16 protein-coding genes are annotated in these 21,059 nt (G+C 67.5%); 5 read left to right on the top strand and 11 right to left on the bottom strand.

The window, feature by feature from the left end:
- Positions 1-120: 120 nt before the first annotated feature.
- On the bottom strand, positions 121-1,413 hold the full coding sequence (locus M6D93_RS01765) for an MFS transporter (RefSeq protein ID WP_249772453.1): 1,293 nt from the start codon (positions 1,411-1,413) through the stop codon (positions 121-123).
- Between the two features lie 144 nt (positions 1,414-1,557).
- Positions 1,558-1,980: an organic hydroperoxide resistance protein gene (locus tag M6D93_RS01760; protein ID WP_249772452.1), complete on the bottom strand. Its 423-nt coding sequence runs from the start codon at positions 1,978-1,980 to the stop codon at positions 1,558-1,560.
- Positions 1,981-2,044: 64 nt separating this feature from the next.
- Between M6D93_RS01760 and M6D93_RS01755 the strand changes: the two genes are divergently transcribed.
- Positions 2,045-2,758, top strand: a complete 714-nt coding sequence (locus tag M6D93_RS01755) for a siderophore-interacting protein (protein ID WP_249772451.1) — start codon at positions 2,045-2,047, stop codon at positions 2,756-2,758.
- On the opposite strand, the gene M6D93_RS01750 is transcribed toward M6D93_RS01755, so the two are convergent.
- From M6D93_RS01750 to M6D93_RS01720, 7 genes are all read right to left on the bottom strand, one after another.
- Positions 2,736-3,914 (bottom strand): ROK family protein, encoded by a 1,179-nt coding sequence (locus M6D93_RS01750; RefSeq protein WP_249772450.1) that lies wholly within the window; start codon positions 3,912-3,914, stop codon positions 2,736-2,738. The two genes, M6D93_RS01755 and M6D93_RS01750, sit on opposite strands and share 23 nt — an antisense overlap.
- Before the next feature lie 7 nt (positions 3,915-3,921).
- The gene (gene xylB / locus M6D93_RS01745; RefSeq protein ID WP_249772449.1) at positions 3,922-5,310 is read right to left on the bottom strand and encodes a xylulokinase; all 1,389 of its coding nucleotides are present in this window, start codon (positions 5,308-5,310) and stop codon (positions 3,922-3,924) included.
- Positions 5,311-5,423: 113 nt separating this feature from the next.
- Positions 5,424-6,662 carry a xylose isomerase gene (gene xylA, locus M6D93_RS01740; RefSeq protein ID WP_249772448.1) on the bottom strand — a complete coding sequence of 413 codons (1,239 nt, stop codon included), beginning with the start codon at positions 6,660-6,662 and terminating at the stop codon, positions 5,424-5,426.
- 388 nt (positions 6,663-7,050) lie between these two features.
- Positions 7,051-7,734 carry a response regulator gene (locus M6D93_RS01735; protein ID WP_249774246.1) on the bottom strand — a complete coding sequence of 228 codons (684 nt, stop codon included), beginning with the start codon at positions 7,732-7,734 and terminating at the stop codon, positions 7,051-7,053.
- On the bottom strand, positions 7,731-10,433 hold the full coding sequence (locus tag M6D93_RS01730) for a sensor histidine kinase (RefSeq protein ID WP_249772447.1): 2,703 nt from the start codon (positions 10,431-10,433) through the stop codon (positions 7,731-7,733). Before M6D93_RS01730 ends, M6D93_RS01735 begins: the two co-directional genes overlap by 4 nt.
- Positions 10,434-10,646: 213 nt before the next feature.
- A complete protein-coding gene (locus M6D93_RS01725; RefSeq protein WP_249772446.1) occupies positions 10,647-10,820 on the bottom strand; it encodes a hypothetical protein in 174 nt (57 codons plus the stop codon).
- A gap of 9 nt (positions 10,821-10,829) precedes the next feature.
- Complete coding sequence (locus tag M6D93_RS01720; RefSeq protein WP_249772445.1) at positions 10,830-11,531, bottom strand: hypothetical protein; 702 nt, start codon at positions 11,529-11,531, stop codon at positions 10,830-10,832.
- A 144-nt stretch (positions 11,532-11,675) separates the two neighbouring features.
- Between M6D93_RS01720 and pgm the strand changes: the two genes are divergently transcribed.
- Both pgm and M6D93_RS01710 read left to right on the top strand, forming a co-directional pair.
- The gene (gene pgm, locus M6D93_RS01715) at positions 11,676-13,349 is read left to right on the top strand and encodes a phosphoglucomutase (alpha-D-glucose-1,6-bisphosphate-dependent) (RefSeq protein ID WP_249772444.1); all 1,674 of its coding nucleotides are present in this window, start codon (positions 11,676-11,678) and stop codon (positions 13,347-13,349) included.
- A gap of 51 nt (positions 13,350-13,400) precedes the next feature.
- A complete protein-coding gene (locus tag M6D93_RS01710) occupies positions 13,401-14,525 on the top strand; it encodes an adenosine deaminase (RefSeq protein WP_249772443.1) in 1,125 nt (374 codons plus the stop codon).
- Between the two features lie 979 nt (positions 14,526-15,504).
- Here M6D93_RS01710 and M6D93_RS01705 read toward each other — a convergent pair.
- Positions 15,505-17,241: a S1C family serine protease gene (locus M6D93_RS01705; RefSeq protein ID WP_249772442.1), complete on the bottom strand. Its 1,737-nt coding sequence runs from the start codon at positions 17,239-17,241 to the stop codon at positions 15,505-15,507.
- Positions 17,242-17,448: 207 nt separating this feature from the next.
- Here M6D93_RS01705 and M6D93_RS01700 point away from each other — a divergent pair, with 207 nt between their 5' ends.
- Positions 17,449-18,525 carry an AI-2E family transporter gene (locus tag M6D93_RS01700; protein ID WP_249772441.1) on the top strand — a complete coding sequence of 359 codons (1,077 nt, stop codon included), beginning with the start codon at positions 17,449-17,451 and terminating at the stop codon, positions 18,523-18,525.
- Between the two features lie 164 nt (positions 18,526-18,689).
- Here the strand turns inward: M6D93_RS01700 and solA are convergent, their stop codons facing one another.
- The gene (gene solA / locus M6D93_RS01695; RefSeq protein WP_249772440.1) at positions 18,690-19,874 is read right to left on the bottom strand and encodes an N-methyl-L-tryptophan oxidase; all 1,185 of its coding nucleotides are present in this window, start codon (positions 19,872-19,874) and stop codon (positions 18,690-18,692) included.
- A gap of 167 nt (positions 19,875-20,041) precedes the next feature.
- Here solA and M6D93_RS01690 point away from each other — a divergent pair, with 167 nt between their 5' ends.
- Entirely contained in the window at positions 20,042-20,980 is a 939-nt protein-coding gene (locus M6D93_RS01690) for a DUF3824 domain-containing protein (RefSeq protein WP_249772439.1), read from the top strand.
- Positions 20,981-21,059: the final 79 nt, after the last annotated feature.

Raw genomic sequence — 21,059 nt, 5'->3', positions numbered from 1 at the left:
TGGTCCAGCTCGATCGTGACGCCAGATCGTGATGGAAGGGCCGGCCACGTGCATGGATCGCTCCAGCGCGTGGCCGGCCCGACAGGCCGTTCAGCAGGCCGTTCAGCAGCGCTTTTGTACTCAGGCCCGCGCCGGTGACGCGGGTCGGGTGGGAGCGGTTTCTGGAACCTCACCGAAGCGCACACCGCGCGCTTCCTTGCCGATTGCGGCGAGCACGATGACAGCGACGAGTACCGGAACGATGGTCACGGACAAGGCGAAACCGTAGGAGTGCGACTTCGCCAGACGCTCCTGAATCGGTAGGTTGAACGCCGCCAGGCAGTTGCCCAGCTGATACGTGACCCCTGGGTAGAACCCGCGAATCGCATCCGGTGAGAGCTCCGTCAGATGCGCCGGGATCACTCCCCAGGCGCCCTGCACGAAGAACTGCATCAGGAAGGAGCCCAGGCAGACGAAGCCGATCGCATGCGACAGGGCGAACAACGGCACGATCGGCAACGCCAGCAGCGCCGCACCGATAATGGTCAACCGGCGTCCGATTCGTTCGGAAAGACTGCCCAGCAAGGTGCCACCGATCATCGCGCCGACGTTGTACAGGATCGCGATGTAGATGGCCGTGTTCGGCGAGAAACCCAGGCCTTTCTTGAGGAAAGTCGGGTACACGTCCTGGGTGCCGTGACTCATCCAGTTGAAGGCGGTCATCAGCAGGATCAGATACAGCATTCGCCGCAACACCAGAGGCTGCTTCAGTACGTCGGCAGGCCGCGTCTGGGTGAGCTTGACCTTCTCCCACACCTCCGACTCCGACAGGCGCGACCGGAGGAACAGCGAGATAACCGCCGGGAGCAGGCTGAAGGCGAACATTCCGCGCCAGCCCCAGGTGGTCAGGTTGCTTACGGCGAGGTAGGTCACCGCGGCGAGGAGGTAGCCCAAGGCATATCCCTGCTGCAGTACCCCTGAGAAGAACCCGCGCCGTTGGGTCGGGATCTTCTCCATGGCCAGCGCGGCCCCCAGGCCCCACTCACCGCCCATACCGATCCCGTACAGCAGTCGCAACCCCAGCAGGACGCCGTAGTTGGGGGCGAAGGCGCAGGCGAAGCCGACCAGCGAGTAGAAGCTGACATTGACCAGCAGCGGAGTCCGGCGGCCGGCGCGGTCGGCCCAGAGACCGAAGACGGCCGCCCCGACCGGCCGCATCAGCAGCGTCACGGTGGTCAGGAACGCCATGCGTTCCAGGCTGACCCCGAAGTCCTTCGCGATGTCGGCGTAGACGAGCACGACCAGGAAGTAGTCGTAGGCGTCCATGGCCCAGCCGATGAACGCGGCGGCGAAGGCGTTGCGCTGCTCGCCGGTCAGTGGCTCACGGCCGGGACGGCCTGAAGACGATGCTCGATCGAGTGTCGGCGTACCCATCGGCGCCCTCCGTTATCGACGTCAGCGGAGGCAGCGTTTGCCCCGCTAACGGACGATACGCCCGGCTTGCGGCCGCCGTCCCGGCTTTTGGCACACTTTTGGCGTGCCAGTGCTGAGCCGGGACGGCGGGAGAGCGCGACGGGATCAGACGACGGTAAGGGTTACGTTGATGTTGCCTCGGGTGGCCTTGGAATACGGGCAGAACTGATGTGCCAGCTCGACGAGCTCGTGAGCCTTGGCAGCCTCGACACCGGGAATCGTGACCTCGAGTTCGACGGCCAGCCCCACACCACCGTCATCAGCCAGCCCGAACGACACGTTCGCCGTCACCGTCGAATCGGACGTGTCGATGCCCTGCGTCTTGGCCCGGTTGGCCAGTGCGCCCTGGAAGCAGGCCGAGTAACCGGCGGCGAACAACGTCTCGGGGTTGACCGCGGGCTCGGGCGTCGTGCCGGGCTGGGCCAGGTCGAAGTCCACGAGGCCGTCGGCGCTGCGCACGTGTCCTGCCCGACCACCGTGGGCGGTGGCGGAGGTGGTGTAGGTGACCTTGGTCAGTTCGGTGGGCATGCTGCTCCTTCTGGCGTGAGGTACGTGATCGGCACCCAGCTCCTGCTGGCATGCTGAACACATCATGTCCTCTGTTCAACACATCACCCGCACCGGGCAATTCCGTACGGACGTCACCAACGTGGCCGATCTCTCGCCACGGATGAGACGCATCACCCTGACCGGCGCCGACATCGCCGCCCAGGACTGGCCCTTGGGGTGCGACATCGCCGTCGTGCTGGACGGTGCGGACCTGCGCGAGGTCCGCCGGCGCTACACCGTCCGAGCCGTATCGGGGGCCGACCTGGTCCTCGACGCCGTCCTGCACGGGCACGGTCCCGGCTCCACCTGGGCGGCCGAAATCGAGCCGGGGCAGCAGGTGACCTTCTTCGGCCCCCGGGGCGCCATCGACACGCCCTCCGCCGACTGGCTGCTGGCGTTGACGGACGAGTCAGGCCTGCCGGCGATCGCGGCTATCGCTGAAGCGCATTCTGGGGTCCCCGAAACGCCTCGGCTCCGCGTTTTCGCCGAGATCGCCAACGAGCACGAGCACTATCCGTTGCCCGACAACACCGAGGTCACCTGGGTGACGCGCGGACACGCCGCCCCCGGCTATTCCGACAAGCTGGCCGACGCCCTGACCGGATACCAACCGCCCACCGGCCGGGGTTATGCCTACGTCCTGGGCGAATCCCGGGCTGTCGTGGCCCTGCGTGAGGCGCTCGCTGTGCACGGCCTGTCCCGGGCCGACGTCTACGCCAAGGGATACTGGAACCTCAACTCCCGACCGACTCGCTGAGTCTGCCGGGGTCGGCCAACGCCTGTTCCACGACCATGCCCGCAGCACCCAGCACGGCCGCTTCGCTGCCGAGGCCGGACCGCAGCAGCCGTCCGCCGTGATGCGGGGCGGACAGGGCCCGTCGATGCAGTTCGGCCCGCAACGAAGGGTGAATCTCGTCGAACAACCGCGCATACAGGCCACCGAGGACGACGAGCGGGACGTCGACCGCGTTCAACAGCGAGGCCAGCCCGACGCCGAGGGCAGAGCCGGCGCGCTCCACCGCCGCGCGCGCCCGAGGTTCGCCGCAGGCCCAGGCCACGCTCAGCCCATCGACGTCGCCCACGCCCGCGGAGGCCAACAGCACGTCCTGGCCGGCGTACTGCTCGACGCAACCCTGCCCGCCGCAGCCGCAGGCCGGCCCGTCCGCCTCGACCACCACGTGACCCAGTTCGCCCGCGAAGCCGTTCACGCCACGAAAGAGGCCCCCGCCGACGACCAGGCCCGCGCCCACGCCGATTTCGCCTGACACGTAGGCGAAATCCTCATCGCGTGGTCGATCCCGGAGCCACGCCAGCGCGGCCACGTTGGCCTCGTTCTCGATCAGCACCCCGGACCCGGCCCACCGGCCCAGCGCACCGTCGGCCTGATCGGCGAGCTCGATCTCGGCCAACCGCGGCAGGTTCGGCGCCCGCATGACGCGGCCGGCCGGAGACACCGCTCCGGGGACCGCCAGGGCGAGGCCGAGCACGCCGCGGCCGAGACCGTCGGTGATGCGCCGAGTCATCGACGCGGCGTCCTGCAGTAGCGACGCCGGGCTCCGGTCGCGGTTGTCGACCTCGGCCCGCGCATGCCGCACGGTTCGCCCGGACAGATCGAGCACGCAGGCCGCGATGTAGTCGACGTTGATCTCCAGACCGATGGCCACCGGGCCGAAGGGAGAGAACGTAAGGGGGCGGGAGGGCCGGCCCGGACCCGAGGATGCGGGGGGCCCTTCGTGCAGAACGCCGGCAGCGAGCAATTCATCGACCAGACTGGACACGGTCGCCTTGGTGAGGCGGGTGCGCGCAGCGAGGTCGGCCCGCGATCCGGTGGCCTCGAGCAACGCCGACAGGACCAGTTGCTGGTTGTGTCGACGAACCGTGTGCTGCCCGGCCGGCAAGCCGGAGACCGTCACCGCGGACTCACCGTCTCAGGTAGTGCTGCGCAGCCTCGGTGTACCGCTCGGCCAGGCCGGCAGTGAGCGGAGCCTCGAAGCGCTCGGGCCGTTCGGCCGGGCTGAAGACCGGTGGGGTGTCGGCTCCGGTCAGGACCCATGCCGCCTGCCTGGCCGCACCGTCGGCGACGTACTCGCCCGGCGCGGGAACGACGACCGGTACCCCGAAGACGGTCGGTGCGATCCGGCGGACCGCCTCGGACTGCGCGGCACCGCCGACGATTCGTACCCCACTGACCGAACACCCTTGCGCGGCAAGGGCATTGAGGCCCTCAGCCAGCCCGGACAACATGCCCTCCACGGCGGCGCGGGCGAAGTTGGCCGGTGTGGCGTTGGCCAGCGTGACCCCGTGGATCGCCCCGGTCGCGTCGGGCAGGTTGGGGGTGCGCTCTCCCTCGAAATACGGGACCAGCGTCACGCCCTCCGCGCCGGGCTCCGCCTGCAGGGCCAGCTCGCTCAGCCGGGGCAGATCGACACCGAGCACCCTCGCCGTCGCATCGAGTATGCGAGCGGCGTTCAGCGTGCAGACCAGCGGCAGGAATTGCCCAGTCATGTCAGCGAATCCGGCCACAATGCCGGACGGATCGGCCGGGGCGGTCCGGCTGCGGGCGAAGACGGTGCCCGACGTACCCAACGAGACCACGGCGTCGTCACCGGCGTCCACCCCGAAGCCGGCGGCGGCATTGTCACCGCCGCCAGGGCCGAGAATCAAAGATCCGTTGCCACGCACAGCCTCGGCGGGTGCGGCCACCTTGGGCAGTAGCAGGTCCCGGCCGAAGGCCAGCATCAGCAGGTCTCGCCGGTAGTTGTTCGCCCGTGGATCGAAGTAGCCGGTCCCAGAGGCGTCCGAGCGATCGGTGACCAGATCGCGGATGTCGCTGGACCCCGACAGCTTCCAGGTCAGCCAATCGTGCGGCAGACATACCGCCGCCACTCGCGCGGCGTGCTCCGGTTCGTGCTCGGCCAGCCAGCGCAGTTTCGTGATCGTGAACGAGGCCACCGGCACCAGGCCGACCGCGTCCGCCCACGCCTGGGCACCGAGCTGCTCGGTGAGGTCGGTGGCCGCTTTGGCCGAGCGGGTGTCGTTCCACAGCAGGGCTGGACGAACGACTCGGCCGTCCTCGTCCAGGCACACCATCCCGTGCTGCTGACCGCCCACGCTCAGCGCGGACACGTCGTCCAGCCCGCCGGCAGCGGCGATCGCAGTGTGCAGCGCTTCCCACCACGCCTGCGGGTCGACCTCGGTCCCCTCGGGGTGCACGGCACGTCCCTGCCGGACGAGCGCGCCGGTGTCGGCGTCTCGAATGACAACCTTGCAGGACTGGGTGGAGGAATCCACCCCGGCTACCAGTGGCACAGTGCGCTCCTCGTCGGCTCTCGGTCGAGTTCAGATCCGAATCGTGCGGGCACGATCGACGGCTGCGCGTTGCCATCGGTGGGACAGACAACGCGCAGCCGTCGAGAACCGTACTAGCCGCGGGCGCCCATCAGATGCTCGATGGCCAGCTGGTTGAGCCGGACGAAACCGTAACCCTGCTCGCCGGCGGCGTCCGGGTCGAAGTCCTCGAACGTCGACGGGTCGGCCAGCAGATCGGCGTAGGTTTCGCCGGGGTTGAGAGTGGGCACCGACAGCTCGGGTACCCGGGCGTACTGCAGAGCTTCGATGACCTCGGGGTCGGAGCGGAACGCAGCGGCCCGCTCCTTGAGCAGCAGGTACATCCGCATGTTGGCGCGAGCGGAATCCCATACCCCGTCGTAGTCCTCGGTGCGCGACGGCTTGTAGTCGAAGTGCCGGGGACCGGTGTAGGACGGTCCACCGTTCGGGCCGCCGTTCTCGAGCAGGTCGACCAGGCTGAAGGCGTTCATGAGGTCACCGTGACCGAAGACCAGATCCTGGTCGTACTTGATGCCGCGCTGACCATTGAGGTCGATGTGGAAAAGCTTGTCGTGGTAGAGCGCCTGCGCGATGCCGGAGGCGTAGTTGAGGCCGGCCATCTGCTCGTGTCCGACCTCCGGGTTGATACCCACGAGTTCCGGGTGCTCCAGGGAGTCGGCGAAGGCGATCGCGTGACCGAGCGTCGGCAGCAGGATGTCGCCGCGGGGCTCGTTCGGCTTGGGCTCGATGGCGAAACGCAGATCGTAGGACTTGTCCAGGATGTATTCGCAGAGCAGGTTCATGCCCTCGCGGTAGCGCTCCAGCGCCGCCTGGACGTCCTTCGCGCTGTCGTATTCGCTGCCTTCCCGGCCGCCCCACAGGACGAAGGTCTTCGCGCCGAGGTCCGCGGCCAGATCGATGTTGCGCAGCACCTTGCGCAGGGCGTAGCGGCGAATGTCGCGGTTGTTGCTGGTGAAACCGCCGTCCTTGAACACCGGATGGGTGAACAGGTTCGTGGTCACCATCGGAACGATCACCCCGGTCTCGGCGAGGGCGTCCTTGAACTGGCCGATGATCTTGTCGCGGCTGGCGGACTCCGAGCCGAACGGAACGAGGTCGTCGTCGTGGAAGGTGATCCCGTAGGCGCCGAGCTCGTTGAGCTTGTGCACGGCTTCGATCGGATCGAGCGGGGCCCGGGTCGCGTCACCGAACGGATCGCGTGCGGTCCATCCGATGGTCCAGAGGCCGAAGGAGAACCGGTCGGCCTTCGTCGGAGTCGGACCGGTTGCGGTCGAGGTCGGGGTGGAGGGGCCAACGGGGGTGGGGGTCGTCATGACTCGCCTTCTGTCTGAGCTGTTCGCGGTGATCTCGGCGGTTGCGGTATGTCGCGCGGGCTACGCGCACGTGTCCGACTTATTTGTTCAGTGCCTAAACTAAACCACGGGACCGTAGCTCTCCGCAAGCCCCCCGCTCGTTGAGGTTGCCCTCGTTGCGCAGCCCGACTTGTTGAGGTTGCCCTCGTTGCGCAGCCCGACCCGTTGAGGTTGCCCTCGTTGCGCAGCCCGACTTGTTGAGGTTGCCCTCGTTGCGCAGCCTCATCCGCAACGAGGGCAACGTCAACGACGCTCGGCCGGTCACAAGGGCAACGTCAACGACGCTCGGACGGTCACAAGGGCAACCTCAACGACGCTCGGCCGGTCACGAGGGCAACCTCGGCGGGAATCATTCGGCGAAGCGGTAGCCGAGGCCGGGCTCGGTGATCAGGTGTCGCGGGCGGGCGGGGTCGTCCTCCAGCTTTCGACGCAACTGTCCGAAGTGGAAGCGCAGGTAACCGGACTCATCGGCGTAAGCCGGTCCCCACACTTCCGTCAGCAACTGTCGTTGAGTGATCAACTTCCCGGGATTGCGGAGCAGCCGCTCCAACAGCTCCCATTCGGTCTTGGTCAGCCGGATCTCCGCGCCGTCGGCGTCACTGACCCGGTGCGCGGGCAGGTCCACGCTGCGTGAGCCCAACTGGACGACGGCCTGGTCCGCGGCATGATCTGGAGCAACCCGGCGTGCGACCGCGCGCATCCTGGCCATCAATTCGTCCATTCCGAACGGCTTGGTGACATAGTCATCGGCTCCGGCGTCCAGTGCGGTCACCTTGTCACCGCCGCCCGTCCGGCCCGACAGCACGATGATCGGCGCCTGGGTCCACCCCCGCAGCCCGGTGATCACATCCGCCCCGTCCATGTCGGGTAGGCCCAGGTCGAGCAGCACCAGGTCCGGAGGGTGTCTGGCCGCCTCGATCAACGCCTGCGCCCCGGTCGCCGCGGACAGTGCCTGATACCCGCGGGCGCGCAGATTGATGACCAGGGCCCGGACGATCTGTGGCTCGTCGTCGACCACAAGTACGCGCATCAGGAATCCCGCCCGTGGTCGGTGCCGTTGGACGAACCGTTGCTCGAGGGCGCGACCGGTAGTGAGATCGTCACCATCAGCCCGCCTCCTGGGGTGTCGTCCAGGCGGATCGTTCCGCCCATTGCCTCGGTGAATCCTCGCGCGATGGCCAAGCCCAGGCCGACCCCGGCCCCGGTACTGACCGCCCGATCGTCCCGACGCTGGAACGGCGCGAAGACCGAGGCCTTCGCCTCGTCAGGGATTCCCGGGCCCTGGTCGATGACCTGCAGGTCGACCAGGTGGCTGGATGCCGCGGCACTCACCCGTACCGGCGTTTCGGCCGGGCTGTAGCGACGGGCATTCTCGACGAGGTTGGCGACCACCCGCTCGAGCAGACCCGGATCGGCCAGCACCTCGGGTAGCTCCGGTGACACCTCGAGCCGGACCCCGTCGGCACTCGGGATCGCTCGGGAGACGACGTCGTCGAGGCCGACGGGACGGGTCAGCACCGACAGCGCCCCGGCCTGCAGGCGGGACAGATCGAGCAGGTTGGTGACGAGTGAGGTCAGGCGGTCCAGTGCGCTGTCGGCTGTGGACAGCAACTCCGCCTGGTCGGACGGGCTCCAGGCGACGTCCGTGCTGCGCAGACTCGACACGGCCGCTTTCGCGGACGCGATCGGGGTGCGCAGATCATGGCTCACCGCGTTCAGCAAAGCCGTCCGAGCCTGATCGGCCTGCGCCAACCGCTCCGCGGTGTCGGCTTGCTCGGATAACTGGCGTTGCCGGTAGGCGACGGCGACCTCCGCGGCGAAGGCGGCGAGCAGCCTTTGGTCCTCGGCGGCCAGGGTCCTGCCGCACAACAGCAGGATCAGATCCTCCCCCACCGGGACCTCCACATCGGCCTCTTCGGGACGGACGCAAGGGTTGTCCCCAACGCTGGCCACCACAATGAAACCGTCCGGGCCAGCCGTCTCGGATCGACGCCGCAACACCGTCGCCGACCGGACCGCGAAGGTTTCACGGACGCGATCGAGTAACGCCGGCAGAGCCTGCTCGCCGCGCAGCAGGCTGCCGGCCAGCGTCGACAGGGTTTCGGCCTCGGCGTTGGACCGAGCCGCCTCCACGTTGCGCCGGGCGGCCTGGTCGACCACGCGCGACACCAGCACCGCGATGACCACGAATACGGCCAGAGCGAGGAAGTTCTCGGGCCGCGCGATCGTGAATCGGTGCAAGGGTTCGACGAAGTAGAAGTTCAGCAACAGACTGGCCACCACCGCCGCGGCCACGGCCGGGTAGAAGCCACCGACCAGCGCGCAGATGACCACCACGAGCAGAAACAGCAGCAGATCGCTGGCGAGCGCGAGGTTGGTGCGGTACTGCGCGGCGACCGGGACGAGCAGTGCCATCAGGACGGCACCCACCGCGAGTCCGCTCAGCCGCCGACGGACCGTAAGGCCGCCGGTCAGGCGCGGGAGCACCTGACCTTTTCCGACGTAGTCGTGACTGACGACGTGCACGTCGATGGTCCCCGAGCGGCGGGTGATGCTCATTCCGGTTCCGGGACCGGTCACAGCAGCGGCGACCGGGTGTCGGCGGCTCGCTCCGATGACGATCTGGGTGGCATTCTTGGCCCGCGCGAATTCCAGCACCGCGGACGGAATGTCCTCGCCCAACACTGAGTGGTAACTGCCACCGAGCGATTCGACGAGCAGCCGCTGCTGATCGAGGGCGGCCACGGACGAACCGGTGAGGCCGTCACTGCGGACGATGTGAACGGCCAGCAGTTCCCCGCCGGTGATGCGAGCCGCGATGCGGGCGGCGCGCCGGATCAACGCATCCCCTTCCGGGCCACCGGTAAGGGCCACGACGACCCGCTCCTTCGTTTCCCAGGTGGCGGCGATGCCGTGCTGCTCGCGGTATCGCTGCAGGCCCTCCTCCACGCTGTCCGCCAGCCACAACAGGGCCAGCTCACGCAGGGCGGTCAGGTTTCCGGGGCGGAAGTAGTTCGTCAGCGCCGCATCGATCTTGTCCGCGGCATAGATGTTGCCGTGGGCCATCCGGCGGCGCAGCGCCTGCGGGGTCATATCGACGAGTTCGACCTGCTCGGCCGATCGGACCATGGAGTCGGGCACGGTTTCCCCTTGCGGAACACCGGTGATCGCCTCGACGACATCGTTCACCGACTCGAGGTGCTGAATGTTCACCGTGGTGACCACGTCTATTCCGTGATCGAGCAGAACGGATACGGCCTGCCAGCGCTTGGCGAACCCGGTACCCGGAACGTCGGTGTGCGCAAGCTCGTCGACCAGCGCGACTTCCGGGTGGCGGGTCAGCACCGCGTTCACGTCGAGTTCGTCCTGCTCGGTGCCGCGATAGGTCAGCCTGAGTCGTGGTACCACCTCGAGGTCGGCGATCCGTTCAGCGGTCTGCGAGCGCCCGTGGGTCTCCACGAAGGCGACCACGACGTCGGTGCCGCGCGCGAAGCGACGATTGCCCTCGTCCAGCATCCGGTAGGTCTTTCCGACGCCCGGCGCGGCACCAAGGTAGACCCTGAGCCGACCACGTCTGGGTTGGTCCCGCGTGGTCTCGTCCCGCGTGGTCTCGTCCCGCGTGGTCTCGTCCCGCGTGGTCTCGTCCCGCGTGGTCTCGTCCCGCGTGGTCTCGTCCCGCGTGGTCTCAGAAGCGGTACCCGTATCGGGCAATCCGTCGCTATCGCGTACCACGCCAACTCGTTTCAGCTCGCTGTCGGCGCCTTCCGGGCGCTGGCTCCACGCTGATTCTGCCCACGTTCCGCTTCGATCGCGATCGCGACGCTCTGCCTCATGGTTTCATCACGGCGTCCTACCGGAATCGCTCACACCACCGGCGTGAGAGCCGGAGACGGGCACGGCGGCGGGGGGTGCCGTGCCCATCTCCGGAGAACCGCTGCTGATCCCTCAGGCGATCAGCTTGGCGACCACCAGACAAGCGGCAACGACGATTGCTACGTAGAGGATCTTGTGGCCGAGGGACAGGTCGCGGAAGTCGACCGACTGCTCGCCCCGTAGTAGCCCGATCGCTTCGAAGAAGCGGCGAAAGAGACCGCGGCCGCGCGGCTGGTTACCTGACATGATCCGTTCCTATCCGGCGTGCAGAAGATTGACGACGCAACCGCTGATGGCAAGCACCGCGTAACCTTGCCAGCCGACGTAGACGCGCGCCCCTCGAACGACCAACTTTCTGATCACTGAGCCACTCGCGTTTCCGACGACCCCGGTCAAGGCTCCCTTGGCGCACTTGTTCCACAGGCCGTCCCAGACAGAGCCAAGGATGCTGCCCCAGTCCCACGACCCTGGATTCCACCAGGACTGCGGGTAGATCGCGTTCGGGTGCTGCCGGCCGCCGACGCTCAGCACGTTGGGGCGGCTCATCGTCAGTTGCCGGAACGAGTACTTGCCGGACGCGACCCACTTCACGATTTTGGCTTGACCACCGCGGGTGCTGACGGCCGGGCCGACTGTCTGACCGATCAATGCACGCTTCAGGTCGTCTAGCCTCCAGTGGGTGTCCGGATCTGGGGGCAACGTGCGCAACAGGGGGCGTGCGGATCGTGGTGATGCGAGGAGCGAACTCGCGGCGACGACGGTGTGGCTCGCTTGTCTGTCGTGCGAAAGTGCCCGTGCCTGGGCAGTTCCGGTAGCGGTGAACGCTACCGCGATTGTCGCCGTGAGCGTCACGCTCGCGGCGATGAGGCGGCGAATCATTACTTCGTGGTTCCTCTCGTTGATCTGTGTGCGTCGGTATCGAGGCGGCCGTTCGACGTAGTTCTTCTTACACGACATCCGACGACCCCGGAGGGTTATCCACAAAGCGGATCGAAAATGCCTTGCCGTCCACAGGCGCCGTCGCTGTCCACAAGCACCGTCGCTATCCACAAGGTCTCCGCACTCTCGCTCACAGGCCTCGCGAGGTGGTTGGATCGCAGCATGGCGAACTCCTCAAGGGCCGGTCAGCTGGCCCAACCGTCGGACCTCATCGACGTCTCCGCACTGGTGGATGCCTACTACTCCCAGCATCCGGACGTGTCCGTGACGGAGCAGCGCGTCTCGTTCGGGACCTCCGGGCATCGCGGTTCATCGATCACGACGACCTTCAACGAGGACCACATCCTGGCGACCAGCCAGGCGATCGTGGAATACCGCGCCGGCCAAGGGATCGACGGTCCGCTGTTTCTCGGGGCAGACAGCCATGCCTTGTCCGAGCCCGCTGTCCGCTCAGCCCTGGAGGTGTTCGCCGCCAACGACGTGACCGTGCTCATCGACGCGCGGGGTGGTCTGGTTCCGACGCCGGCCCTGTCCCGGGCGATCCTCGTTCACAACACCGGCCGCAATCCGCACACTCGTGGTCAGGCCGACGGGGTCGTGGTCACACCGTCGCACAACCCGCCCGGTGACGGCGGCTTCAAGTACAACCCGCCCGACGGCGGTCCTGCCGGCACAGAGATCACCGGCTGGATCCAGAACCGGGCCAACGAAATCCTGGCCAACGGACTCGAAGGCACCGAAGGGGTGAGGCGAGTTCCCTTCGAAAAGGCGCTCAGGTCCTCCCGCCACATCAACCGCTACGACTTCCTCGCTGAATACACCCAAGCCCTGTCGGGTGCCCTTCGGATGGACGCAGTCAGAGAGGCCGGCGTCCGGATCGGCGCTGACCCGCTCGGCGGCGCCTCGGTCGCGTACTGGGGCGAGATCGCCTCGCACTACGGACTGAACCTGACCGTGGTCAACCCGAACGTCGACCCGCAGTTCGCTTTCATGACGCTGGACTGGGACGGCAAGATCCGAATGGACTGCTCGTCGCCGAACGCCATGGCCTCGCTCATCGGCCGGATGGAGGCTGAGCCCGGGCGCTACGACATCGCCACCGGCAACGACACCGACTCCGACCGCCATGGGATCGTCACACCTGACGGCCTGATGAACCCCAACCACTATCTGGCGGTCGCGATCCAGTATCTGTATGCGAATCGACCGGGTTGGTCGGCTGACGCGGCGATCGGAAAGACGCTGGTGTCCTCGTCGATGATCGACAGGGTCGCAGCCTCGCTGGGTCGTCGTTTGGTCGAGGTGCCGGTTGGTTTCAAATGGTTCGTGCCCGGTCTGCTCGACGGGTCCATCGGCTTCGGTGGCGAGGAATCCGCCGGCGCGTCGTTCCTGCAACAGGACGGGTCGGTGTGGACCACCGACAAGGACGGGATCCTGCTGTGCCTGCTCGCGTCCGAAATCCAGGCCGTAACGGGGCAATCCCCGTCCGAGCACTACGCAGCGCTTACTGAGACGTTCGGATCGCCGGCGTACGCGCGTATCGATTCTCCCGCCACCCGAGAGCAGAAGGCAGTATTGGGCAAACTCGCTCCGGAACAGGTTGTCGCCTCGACGCTCGCCGGGGACGAGATCACCGACAAGCTCACCGCCGCCCCCGGCAACGGGGCCGCGATCGGTGGGCTGAAAGTGACGACCGACCGCGGCTGGTTCGCCGCTCGTCCGTCGGGCACCGAAGACGTGTACAAGCTCTACGCCGAATCCTTCGATGGCCCAGAGCACCTGGCCCGCATTCAGGCCGAAGCTCAGGAGATTGTCTCGGCAGCATTGTCGGCTTGAGCTGTCAGCCCGGTCGACAATAGCTGACACGGACATGTCAGAATTACTTCCATGACTGTCGATCCCAGCAATGCTCCGTCCGCCTCGGCGAACGTGGCCGCACCCCAGGCGTACGTGGCCACGTCCTCTGCAGAGCTGGGGCGGTTCAGCCGGCCGTCGAAGTATGCCGGCTTCATCGCCGGTCTGCCCAAGGCCGAGTTGCACGTCCACCACGTTGGCTCGGCATCCCCGCGGATCGTCTCGGAACTGGCCTCCCGCTATCCAGGCGCTCCCGTGCCCACCGATCCCTCGAAGCTGGCTGAGTACTTCACCTTCTCCGACTTCGCCCATTTCATCGAGGTCTACCTGTCTGTTGTCGACCTCATCAGGGACGCCGAAGACGTACGAACCCTCACCTACGAGGTCGCCCGTGACATGGCCGCCCTCAACATCCGCTACGCCGAACTGACGGTGTCGCCCTACTCGAGCATCCGCCGCGGCATACCGGGCGAACAGTTCATGGAAGCAATCGAAGACGCCCGCGTCAGCGCCGAGCGCGATCTCGATCTTGTCCTTCGCTGGTGCTTCGACATTCCGGGCGAGGCCGGGATCCCAGCCGCTGACGTGACTCTCGACGCGGCAACGCGTCTCGCCCCGGCAGGACTCGTCAGCTTCGGGCTCGGCGGTCCGGAGATCGGGGTGCCCCGGCCGCAGTTCAAAGCCCACTTCGACGCCGCACGCGCCGCGGGTCTGCACAGCGCTCCGCACGCCGGTGAGACGACAGGGCCACAAACAGTATGGGATGCCTTGCAGGTGCTCGGCGCCGAGCGGATCGGCCACGGAACGACATCGGCGCAGGACCCGGCCCTGCTTTCCTACCTCGCCGAGCACCAGATTCCGCTCGAGGTCTGCCCCACCTCCAACATCGCCACCCGCGCCGTGGCGCGGCTGGAGGACCATCCGCTGTCGGCGTTCGTGGCCGCCGGAGTTCCGGTGTCGATCAACTCCGACGATCCGCCGATGTTCTCGACCGATCTCAACCACGAATACGGCGTGGCCGCGGAGCTATTGGGCCTCGACGAGTCCGGCCTGGCTGACCTGGCCCGCAACGGAGTCCGGCACTCCTTCGCCCCGGACGACGTCAAATCCCGCATCGTGGCTGAGATCGACAGTTACCTGAACACCCACGGCCGTTGACGTTGCCCTTGTTGCCGGTCCCCCAACGTTGACGTTGCCCTTGTTGCCGGTCGTGGCCCGGCCTCGAGTGTCCGGGAGCGCGCGGCGACGTCGGTAGCCGGCCGCGGCCAGCGCCCAGACAATCCCGCCCAGTAACCAGAACGGCTCGTAGAACAGGGCAGAGTAGCGATCAGCTGCGGTGAGGGGCTGCCCGAGCGCGCATCGGAGTCCCAGAAAGGCATAGTTCAGCCCGGCATGCCACAACATCACCGCCGCGGCCGAACATGCCAGCATCCAGGTCAAGGCCCGGTAACCGGTCTGCGCCAACCCCACCGCCAGAGCGACACCGGCCAGGCAAACCGAAATGGCCGCCACGTCCACAACAAGCTGCGCCGAATGGCTGTTCGTCCCGGACAAGGGCGGTCTGGCCGCGCTGCCACCGCCGGCCCAGTAGCCGTGCAGAGCGGCAAAGGCAGCCGCCCAACCAGCAGCCAACAACGTTGGCGACTTGCGGGACCGGGCCGGAGGACTGGGCATACGTCAGACGCTAGAAAGAGCAGGGGCAAACGGGATCGGGGACAACCCCGGTTCCCACCCTGATCCGCTTTGGCCAAGGCCCAGGCCAAGGCCCCGGCCCCGGCTCCGGCCCGGGCTCACGTTGCCCCGGCTCCCGCCCGGGCTCACGTTGCCCTCGTCGTCGACCCGCCCGCGTCGACGCTGCCCATGTTGTTCGACGAACGCCGGCCCGCAACAACGGCAACTTCAACGAGCGCCGGCCCGCAACAACGGCAACCTCAACGAGCGCCGTGGGACGTAGGCGGAAGATGCCGCGACCCGCGGCCGGAGCTAAGTCTCGGCCGCGGGTCGCGGGCTGGTGCGCGGTGGGGGACCGCGCTGTTCAGTTGTCGACCGACACCGGCATGCTCACCCGGGTTGGTCCGCCGGCTGGCTGGGGCATTGTGGGGGCAATCCCGCCAGCCGGACGAGCTGGCCGTGCCGATCAGTCCGCCGGCCCCGAACCCAGGGTGACCGAGGCCGTGTGGGATGCGCCGTTCGCGTCAACCCACTTGACCGTGATCGTGTCACCCGGGTTGTGCTTGGCGAGCAGGCCCGACAGGCCGGTCGCGGTGTTGACCACGGTGCCGTTGATCCCTGTGATCGTGTCGCCCTGAGCCAGGCCCGCCTTGGCTGCTGCCGAGTTGGCGACGACGCCGGCCACCGGCACGCCCGCGGTCGACGAGCTCGCCTGAGCCGAGAGCTGAACCCCGAGGAAAGCCGGGTAACCCTGGTGGATCGTGGAGTTGTCCGTCCCCGAAAGAATCTGGCTCGCCAGCGAGGTCGCCTTCGCAATCGGAACGGCGAACCCGACCGTCTGGGACGACTGTGAGGAGGACGCTGCGGTATCGATCCCGATGACCTGTCCGGCCGAGTTGTAGAGCGGACCACCGGAATCGCCGGCCTGGATGTCAGCGTCGACCTGGATCATGCCGGTGAGCTTCTCGGCGTTGCTGCCGTCGGAATCGCTGGCCGTGATCGACTGGTCAAGAGCGGTCACACTACCGGCGGCGGCGCTCGGCGTCCCACCGGTTCCGCCGGCGTTTCCTACTGCGGTCACCTTGTCACCGGCCGCGACCGCGCTCGAGTTGCCGAGGCTGGCCGTGGTCAGCCCCGAAGCGTTCGCGAGCTTCAGCACGGCGACGTCGTCCGTCGGGTCGGTGCCGACGACGGTTGCCGTGTAGGTCTTACCGGTACTGACGACGGTGACCGAGATGCTCGTCGAGCCCTGGACCACGTGGTTGTTCGTCAGGATCGTCCCGTCCGAGTTCAACACGATCCCGGTCCCGGCGGCCTTTCCGGTCCCGTAGTCGAGCACGGTGTTGATGTCCACGACGCCTTTGGACTGGGCCGCGGTGGCCTTCGTCGCGGTGCTGGACGTGCCCGACGACCCGGAGTTGCCCAGGCCGTTGGACCCGAACGGGTTGCTCCAACCGAACTGGCCCCCGCCGGAGGTGCCGCCGGACGTCCCGTCCGACCCTGATGAACCTGAGGACCCGGTGCCGCTCTGGGCAGGTGCCGTGACCGAGGTCTGCGCCGTGGAATTGCGGTTGGACTGAGCAACCGAGTAGGCCACCGCGCCCACGGTCAGGCCCACCGCGCACGCGGCCGCCACCGATCCGATGAGCACCCGGCGGTGGCGCGGGACGTTGGCACCCGTTCCCGCCGCGACGGACTGGTGCGGTTGCGGGGGCGCCCAGTAGTTCGCCGGAGCCCAGTACTGCTGGCCACCGTAGGGATTCGGCTGGTACGGATCGGGCTGGCCGAACGCCTGGGACGGATACGCCTGGGACGGGTACGCCTGGGACGGGTACGCCTGGGACGGGTACGCCTGGGACGGGTACGCCTGGGACGGGTACGCCTGGGACGCGTACGCCTGGCCGAACGGCTGGGACGGGTACGGCTGGGATGGGTTCGGCTGGCCTAACGGCTGGGACGGGTACGGCTGGTTGGCCTCGTCCAGCTGCGACGGCGGCGCCGGGTACTGCGCCTGCGCATCGCCCGTTGCCTCGGTCGCCGGACCTTCGCCGTAGCCGCGGGTCTGGTGGTAGAAGCTTGGAGCGCCATAGTCATCGGTGGGCCCGACGGGACGAGCCGTCACCGGCGGTTGCGCACCGGGCCGGTCGCCCTGCGTGTCGGCCGGGCGCGGATCGTTGGCCTCAGGGGTGGGCTGGTCGTTCATCGTGGCTACCTCTTCGATGCGAATGACGCTGCGGTGGTCAAGTGGTTGGGAGCTGCTGCTCTCGTCCTCACTCAATTAACTCGCCGCACCTCGCCGGATCCTGGGAGAAAAGACAGCGCTTGCTGTGAACGTCGCGGCTGGTCGGGGGCACCTGTCCTCGGCGCAGGACCGGCCGGAACCCGATTCCGTCCACTAGCCTGGCTTGCGATGGACACCACAGGCGCGGTCGAGGTCGGGGGCACCCCGGAGGCATCCCAAGCCGAGGTGACCATCCGACGACCCCGTTCGGTCATCGCCTTCGCGGCCTGGTTCGCCGTCGGCGTCGGGGTGGCCTACCTCGGGTTCGTGATCATCGAGCGGCTGCGGACCGTCGTCCTGCTCGTCGCCTTCGCCCTGCTCATCGGCGTGACCCTGGATCCATTGGTGCAGTTCCTGCAACGCCGTGGCCTGGCCCGTCCGGTCGCGGCTTTCCTGACCTGGCTGGCGGTCGTCACGCTGCTCACCGCGCCGTTCTTCCTCGCCGCCGACGCCGCGACGAGCCAGCTGCCCAGCCTGATCAAACAGGTTCCGGAGCTGATCAAGAACGCCGAAGGGCACCTCGGATCACTCGGTGCCAAGCTCGCGACCTCGACGAGCTCGTCGACCAGCAGTCTGAATCCGACGAAACTCCTCAACTACGTGCTCACCAGCGGCGCCTTGCTGTTCGAAGGCGTGACGGACGTCGCCGTCGTGGCGTTCCTGTCGCTGTACTTCGCGATCGAACTGCCGAGGATGCGGGACGTGGCGATGAAGGCCATCCCGATGTCACGTCGCGCACGGGTCGGAATACTCGTCGACGACCTGCTTGGACAGGTCGGTCGCTACATGCTCTCGACGGTCCTGATCGCGCTCCTCTGCGGTGCCGGCACCGCCATCTGGGCGGCGTGCTGGGGGATCCCGTACGCGGTTCTGCTCGGAGCGCTGGTTTCGGTTCTTGCTCTTGTTCCCGTACTCGGCTCCACGATCGGGGGCATCATCGTCACCCTGGTCTCACTCACGGTCAGCCTCCCGACGGCCATCGCAACCCTGGCCTTCTACATCGGCTACCGGATGGCCGAGGACTATCTGATCCAGCCCAGGGTCATGCGCTACTCGGTCGAGCTTCCCGGCGTGATCACGGTTCCGTCGGTGATCCTGGGCGGGGCAATTCTCGGCATACCCGGCGCCTTGTTCGCGGTCCCGGTCGCGCTGGGCCTGCGGGTTCTGGTGCGTGAGGTCATCTTCCCGATCACTGATCACAGCTGACGACGCGCAACAAGGGCAACGTCAACGCCTGACGACGCGCAACAAGGGCAACGTCAACGCCTGACGACGCGCAACAAGGGCAACGTCAACGCCCGACGACGCGCAACAAGGGCAACGTCAACGTGCGGACGCGCGCAACAAGGGCAACGTCAACGTGGAAGCGGCTAGCGGAGGCGGGACGGACTCAGGAAGTCGATGTCCAGGCTGGTCTTCCCGGTCAGGGCGAGGTCCGCGACGATCTCGCCCACCACCGGCATGAACTTGAAGCCGTGACCGGAGAACCCGACCGCCAGCACGACGCGGCCGGACGAGCCCGGATGGATTCCGAGGATGAAGTCGTCATCGGCCACGCCTGCGTACATGCACGCGCTGCCCTTCACCCGCCGCCCGGCCAGCCCCGGCAGGGACCGCTGCAGCACCGGGGCCAGGCGCTCGGCGTCAGAGTCCGACACCGATCGGTCGACGGTCCGCGGATCGACCACGTCGCCGGCCTTGTACAGGCTCACCTTCACTCCAGGATCCCCTTCCAAATAAGGGAATCCGTAGATGTCGACGGCGTCACCGGAGGAGTGCGGCCACTCCCACAGGTACACCGGCATCTTGTCCGGGACGTAGTCCGCCAGCGCCTGGGCACCACCGACCGGCTCGAACCAGTGCACGGTCTGCCGGGTGACCTCGACCCCGAAGTCACTCAACCGTGCCAGCGCGGAATCGCCCAGGGCCGCCGAGGCCCAGGCACCCACCGCCAGCACCGCCCGCTCGGCCGTCACCTCGACACCACCGGCGTTAATGTGCACCCCGGACGGCCCGAGCTGCACGGAGTCCACTTCGGTGTCGAACCAGAGCTCGGCCCCGGCCTGCAGCGCGAGCTCGATGTTGGCGAGCACGCTCGCCTCCGGACGCGCGAAACCGGCGTTGGCCTCGAACACCGCCACCTGCGACGGGGGCAGCGTGAACTGCGGATAACGCTCGCGCATCGCGGCAGCGTCGAGCACCTCGTGCGGCAGATTCCAGCGCCGTGCCGACTCCAGGGTGCCGGTCACCACGGCCGAATCGGGTTCGCCGATCATCAGCGCCCCGCACCGGGTGAACAGCTCCTCCCCGAAGTCGGCCGACAGCTCGTCCCACAACTCGTAGGAACGCTGTAGCAGCGGCACGTAGTCGGGCTTCTCGAAGTACGCCTGCCGCACGATGCGGGTCTCGCCGTGTGACGATCCCAGCGAGTGAGCCGGAGTGAACTGTTCCACTCCGAGCACACGCGCGCCGCGACGGGCCAGATGGTGCGCCGCGGACGAACCCATCGCGCCCAGCCCGACAACGACCACGTCATAGTGCAGCTCGTCCGCCATTCTGACATTCTCCCTATCGCTCGGCCGCGCGCGTGCGAGCCCCGGGATCCGGGGGGCACCTGCCCTGCGCGGGCTCCTGTTCACCTCGTCCGAACACGTGTGTGAGCCTGGTCCGGCTACGGTAGCGGCTGAGCGGGCGACGAGCGCCGGCGCAAAGAGGTAGTGACGTGAGCTGGCTGACCGATCCCGACGAGGAGTGGAGCGGGGGCTCCGAAGCGACGCCGGAGAACGCCGCACAGCCCCCCGCCGCACAGCCCCGCACAACTCCGCCCCCGGCTGGTTACCAACCCGGCGGATACCAGCCCACTGGATATCAGCCCGGCACGCCACCCCCGTACCAGCCGTCCGGCTACGAGCCTGGCTCGGCCGGCCCGGACTACCGCCAGCCCCAGTATCAGCCGGGTTATGAAGACCCAACCCTGGCGTCCGGCTACCAACGCAGCGGCTACCACGCCTTCGCCGACGATCTCGAGGACGAGCCCCGCAGCCGTCTGCCGGTGATTGCCGCCATTGTCGGAGCGTGGCTGGTCGTGAGCCTGCTCGTGCTCGGGTTCCTGCTCGTCGTGCACGGACCGCACAAGTCGAACACGGGTGCCACCGCACCGAAATCGGGTGCGGCCAGTTCGTCCGCACCGGGCAGTTCAGCATCCAACGGCAGCAGCTCCGCCAACCCCAACCTGCCCACCGGCTGGACGCAGCAGGCCGCCGACGACCAGACCGACTGCGCGGGTCATTCCTACGGCCGGGTTGCCGCTTTCCTCGCCAAGACCCCGTGCTCGTCGCTGCACCGGGCACTGATCACCACCCAGAGCAGCAACCGGACCGTGGTGATCGCGTCGTACGTGATCACTTTCACCAACAGTGGTAAGGCAAATCTGTTCGACAAGCTCGTCAGTGCCGACGGTACGGGCAACGTCAACGATCTCCTGCGGGAGGGGACGACGTTCACCAACGCACCGGCCCACATCTCCGACAACGCCGCTTTCGCCGCCCAGCGCAACGACAAACAGGTCAGCGTCGCCGAGGCGGCCTACACCTCCGGAACCACGAACAACAACGACGCCGCCCTGCAGGCGCTGGCTCAGCAGGCCGTCGCCACGGGCTGACTACCACCGGCAGCTCGGCCCCGGGGCTGAACAGCTCTTGCCCGAACGTATCTGACGCGGGACCGTTGTCTCCTGCAGC

This window comes from Jatrophihabitans telluris (assembly GCF_023516435.1).
Classification (GTDB): Bacteria; Actinomycetota; Actinomycetes; order Mycobacteriales; family Jatrophihabitantaceae; genus Jatrophihabitans_A; species Jatrophihabitans_A telluris.
The sequence above is the reverse complement of the archived record's forward strand: the minus strand, read 5'-3'. Positions and strand labels throughout refer to the sequence as shown.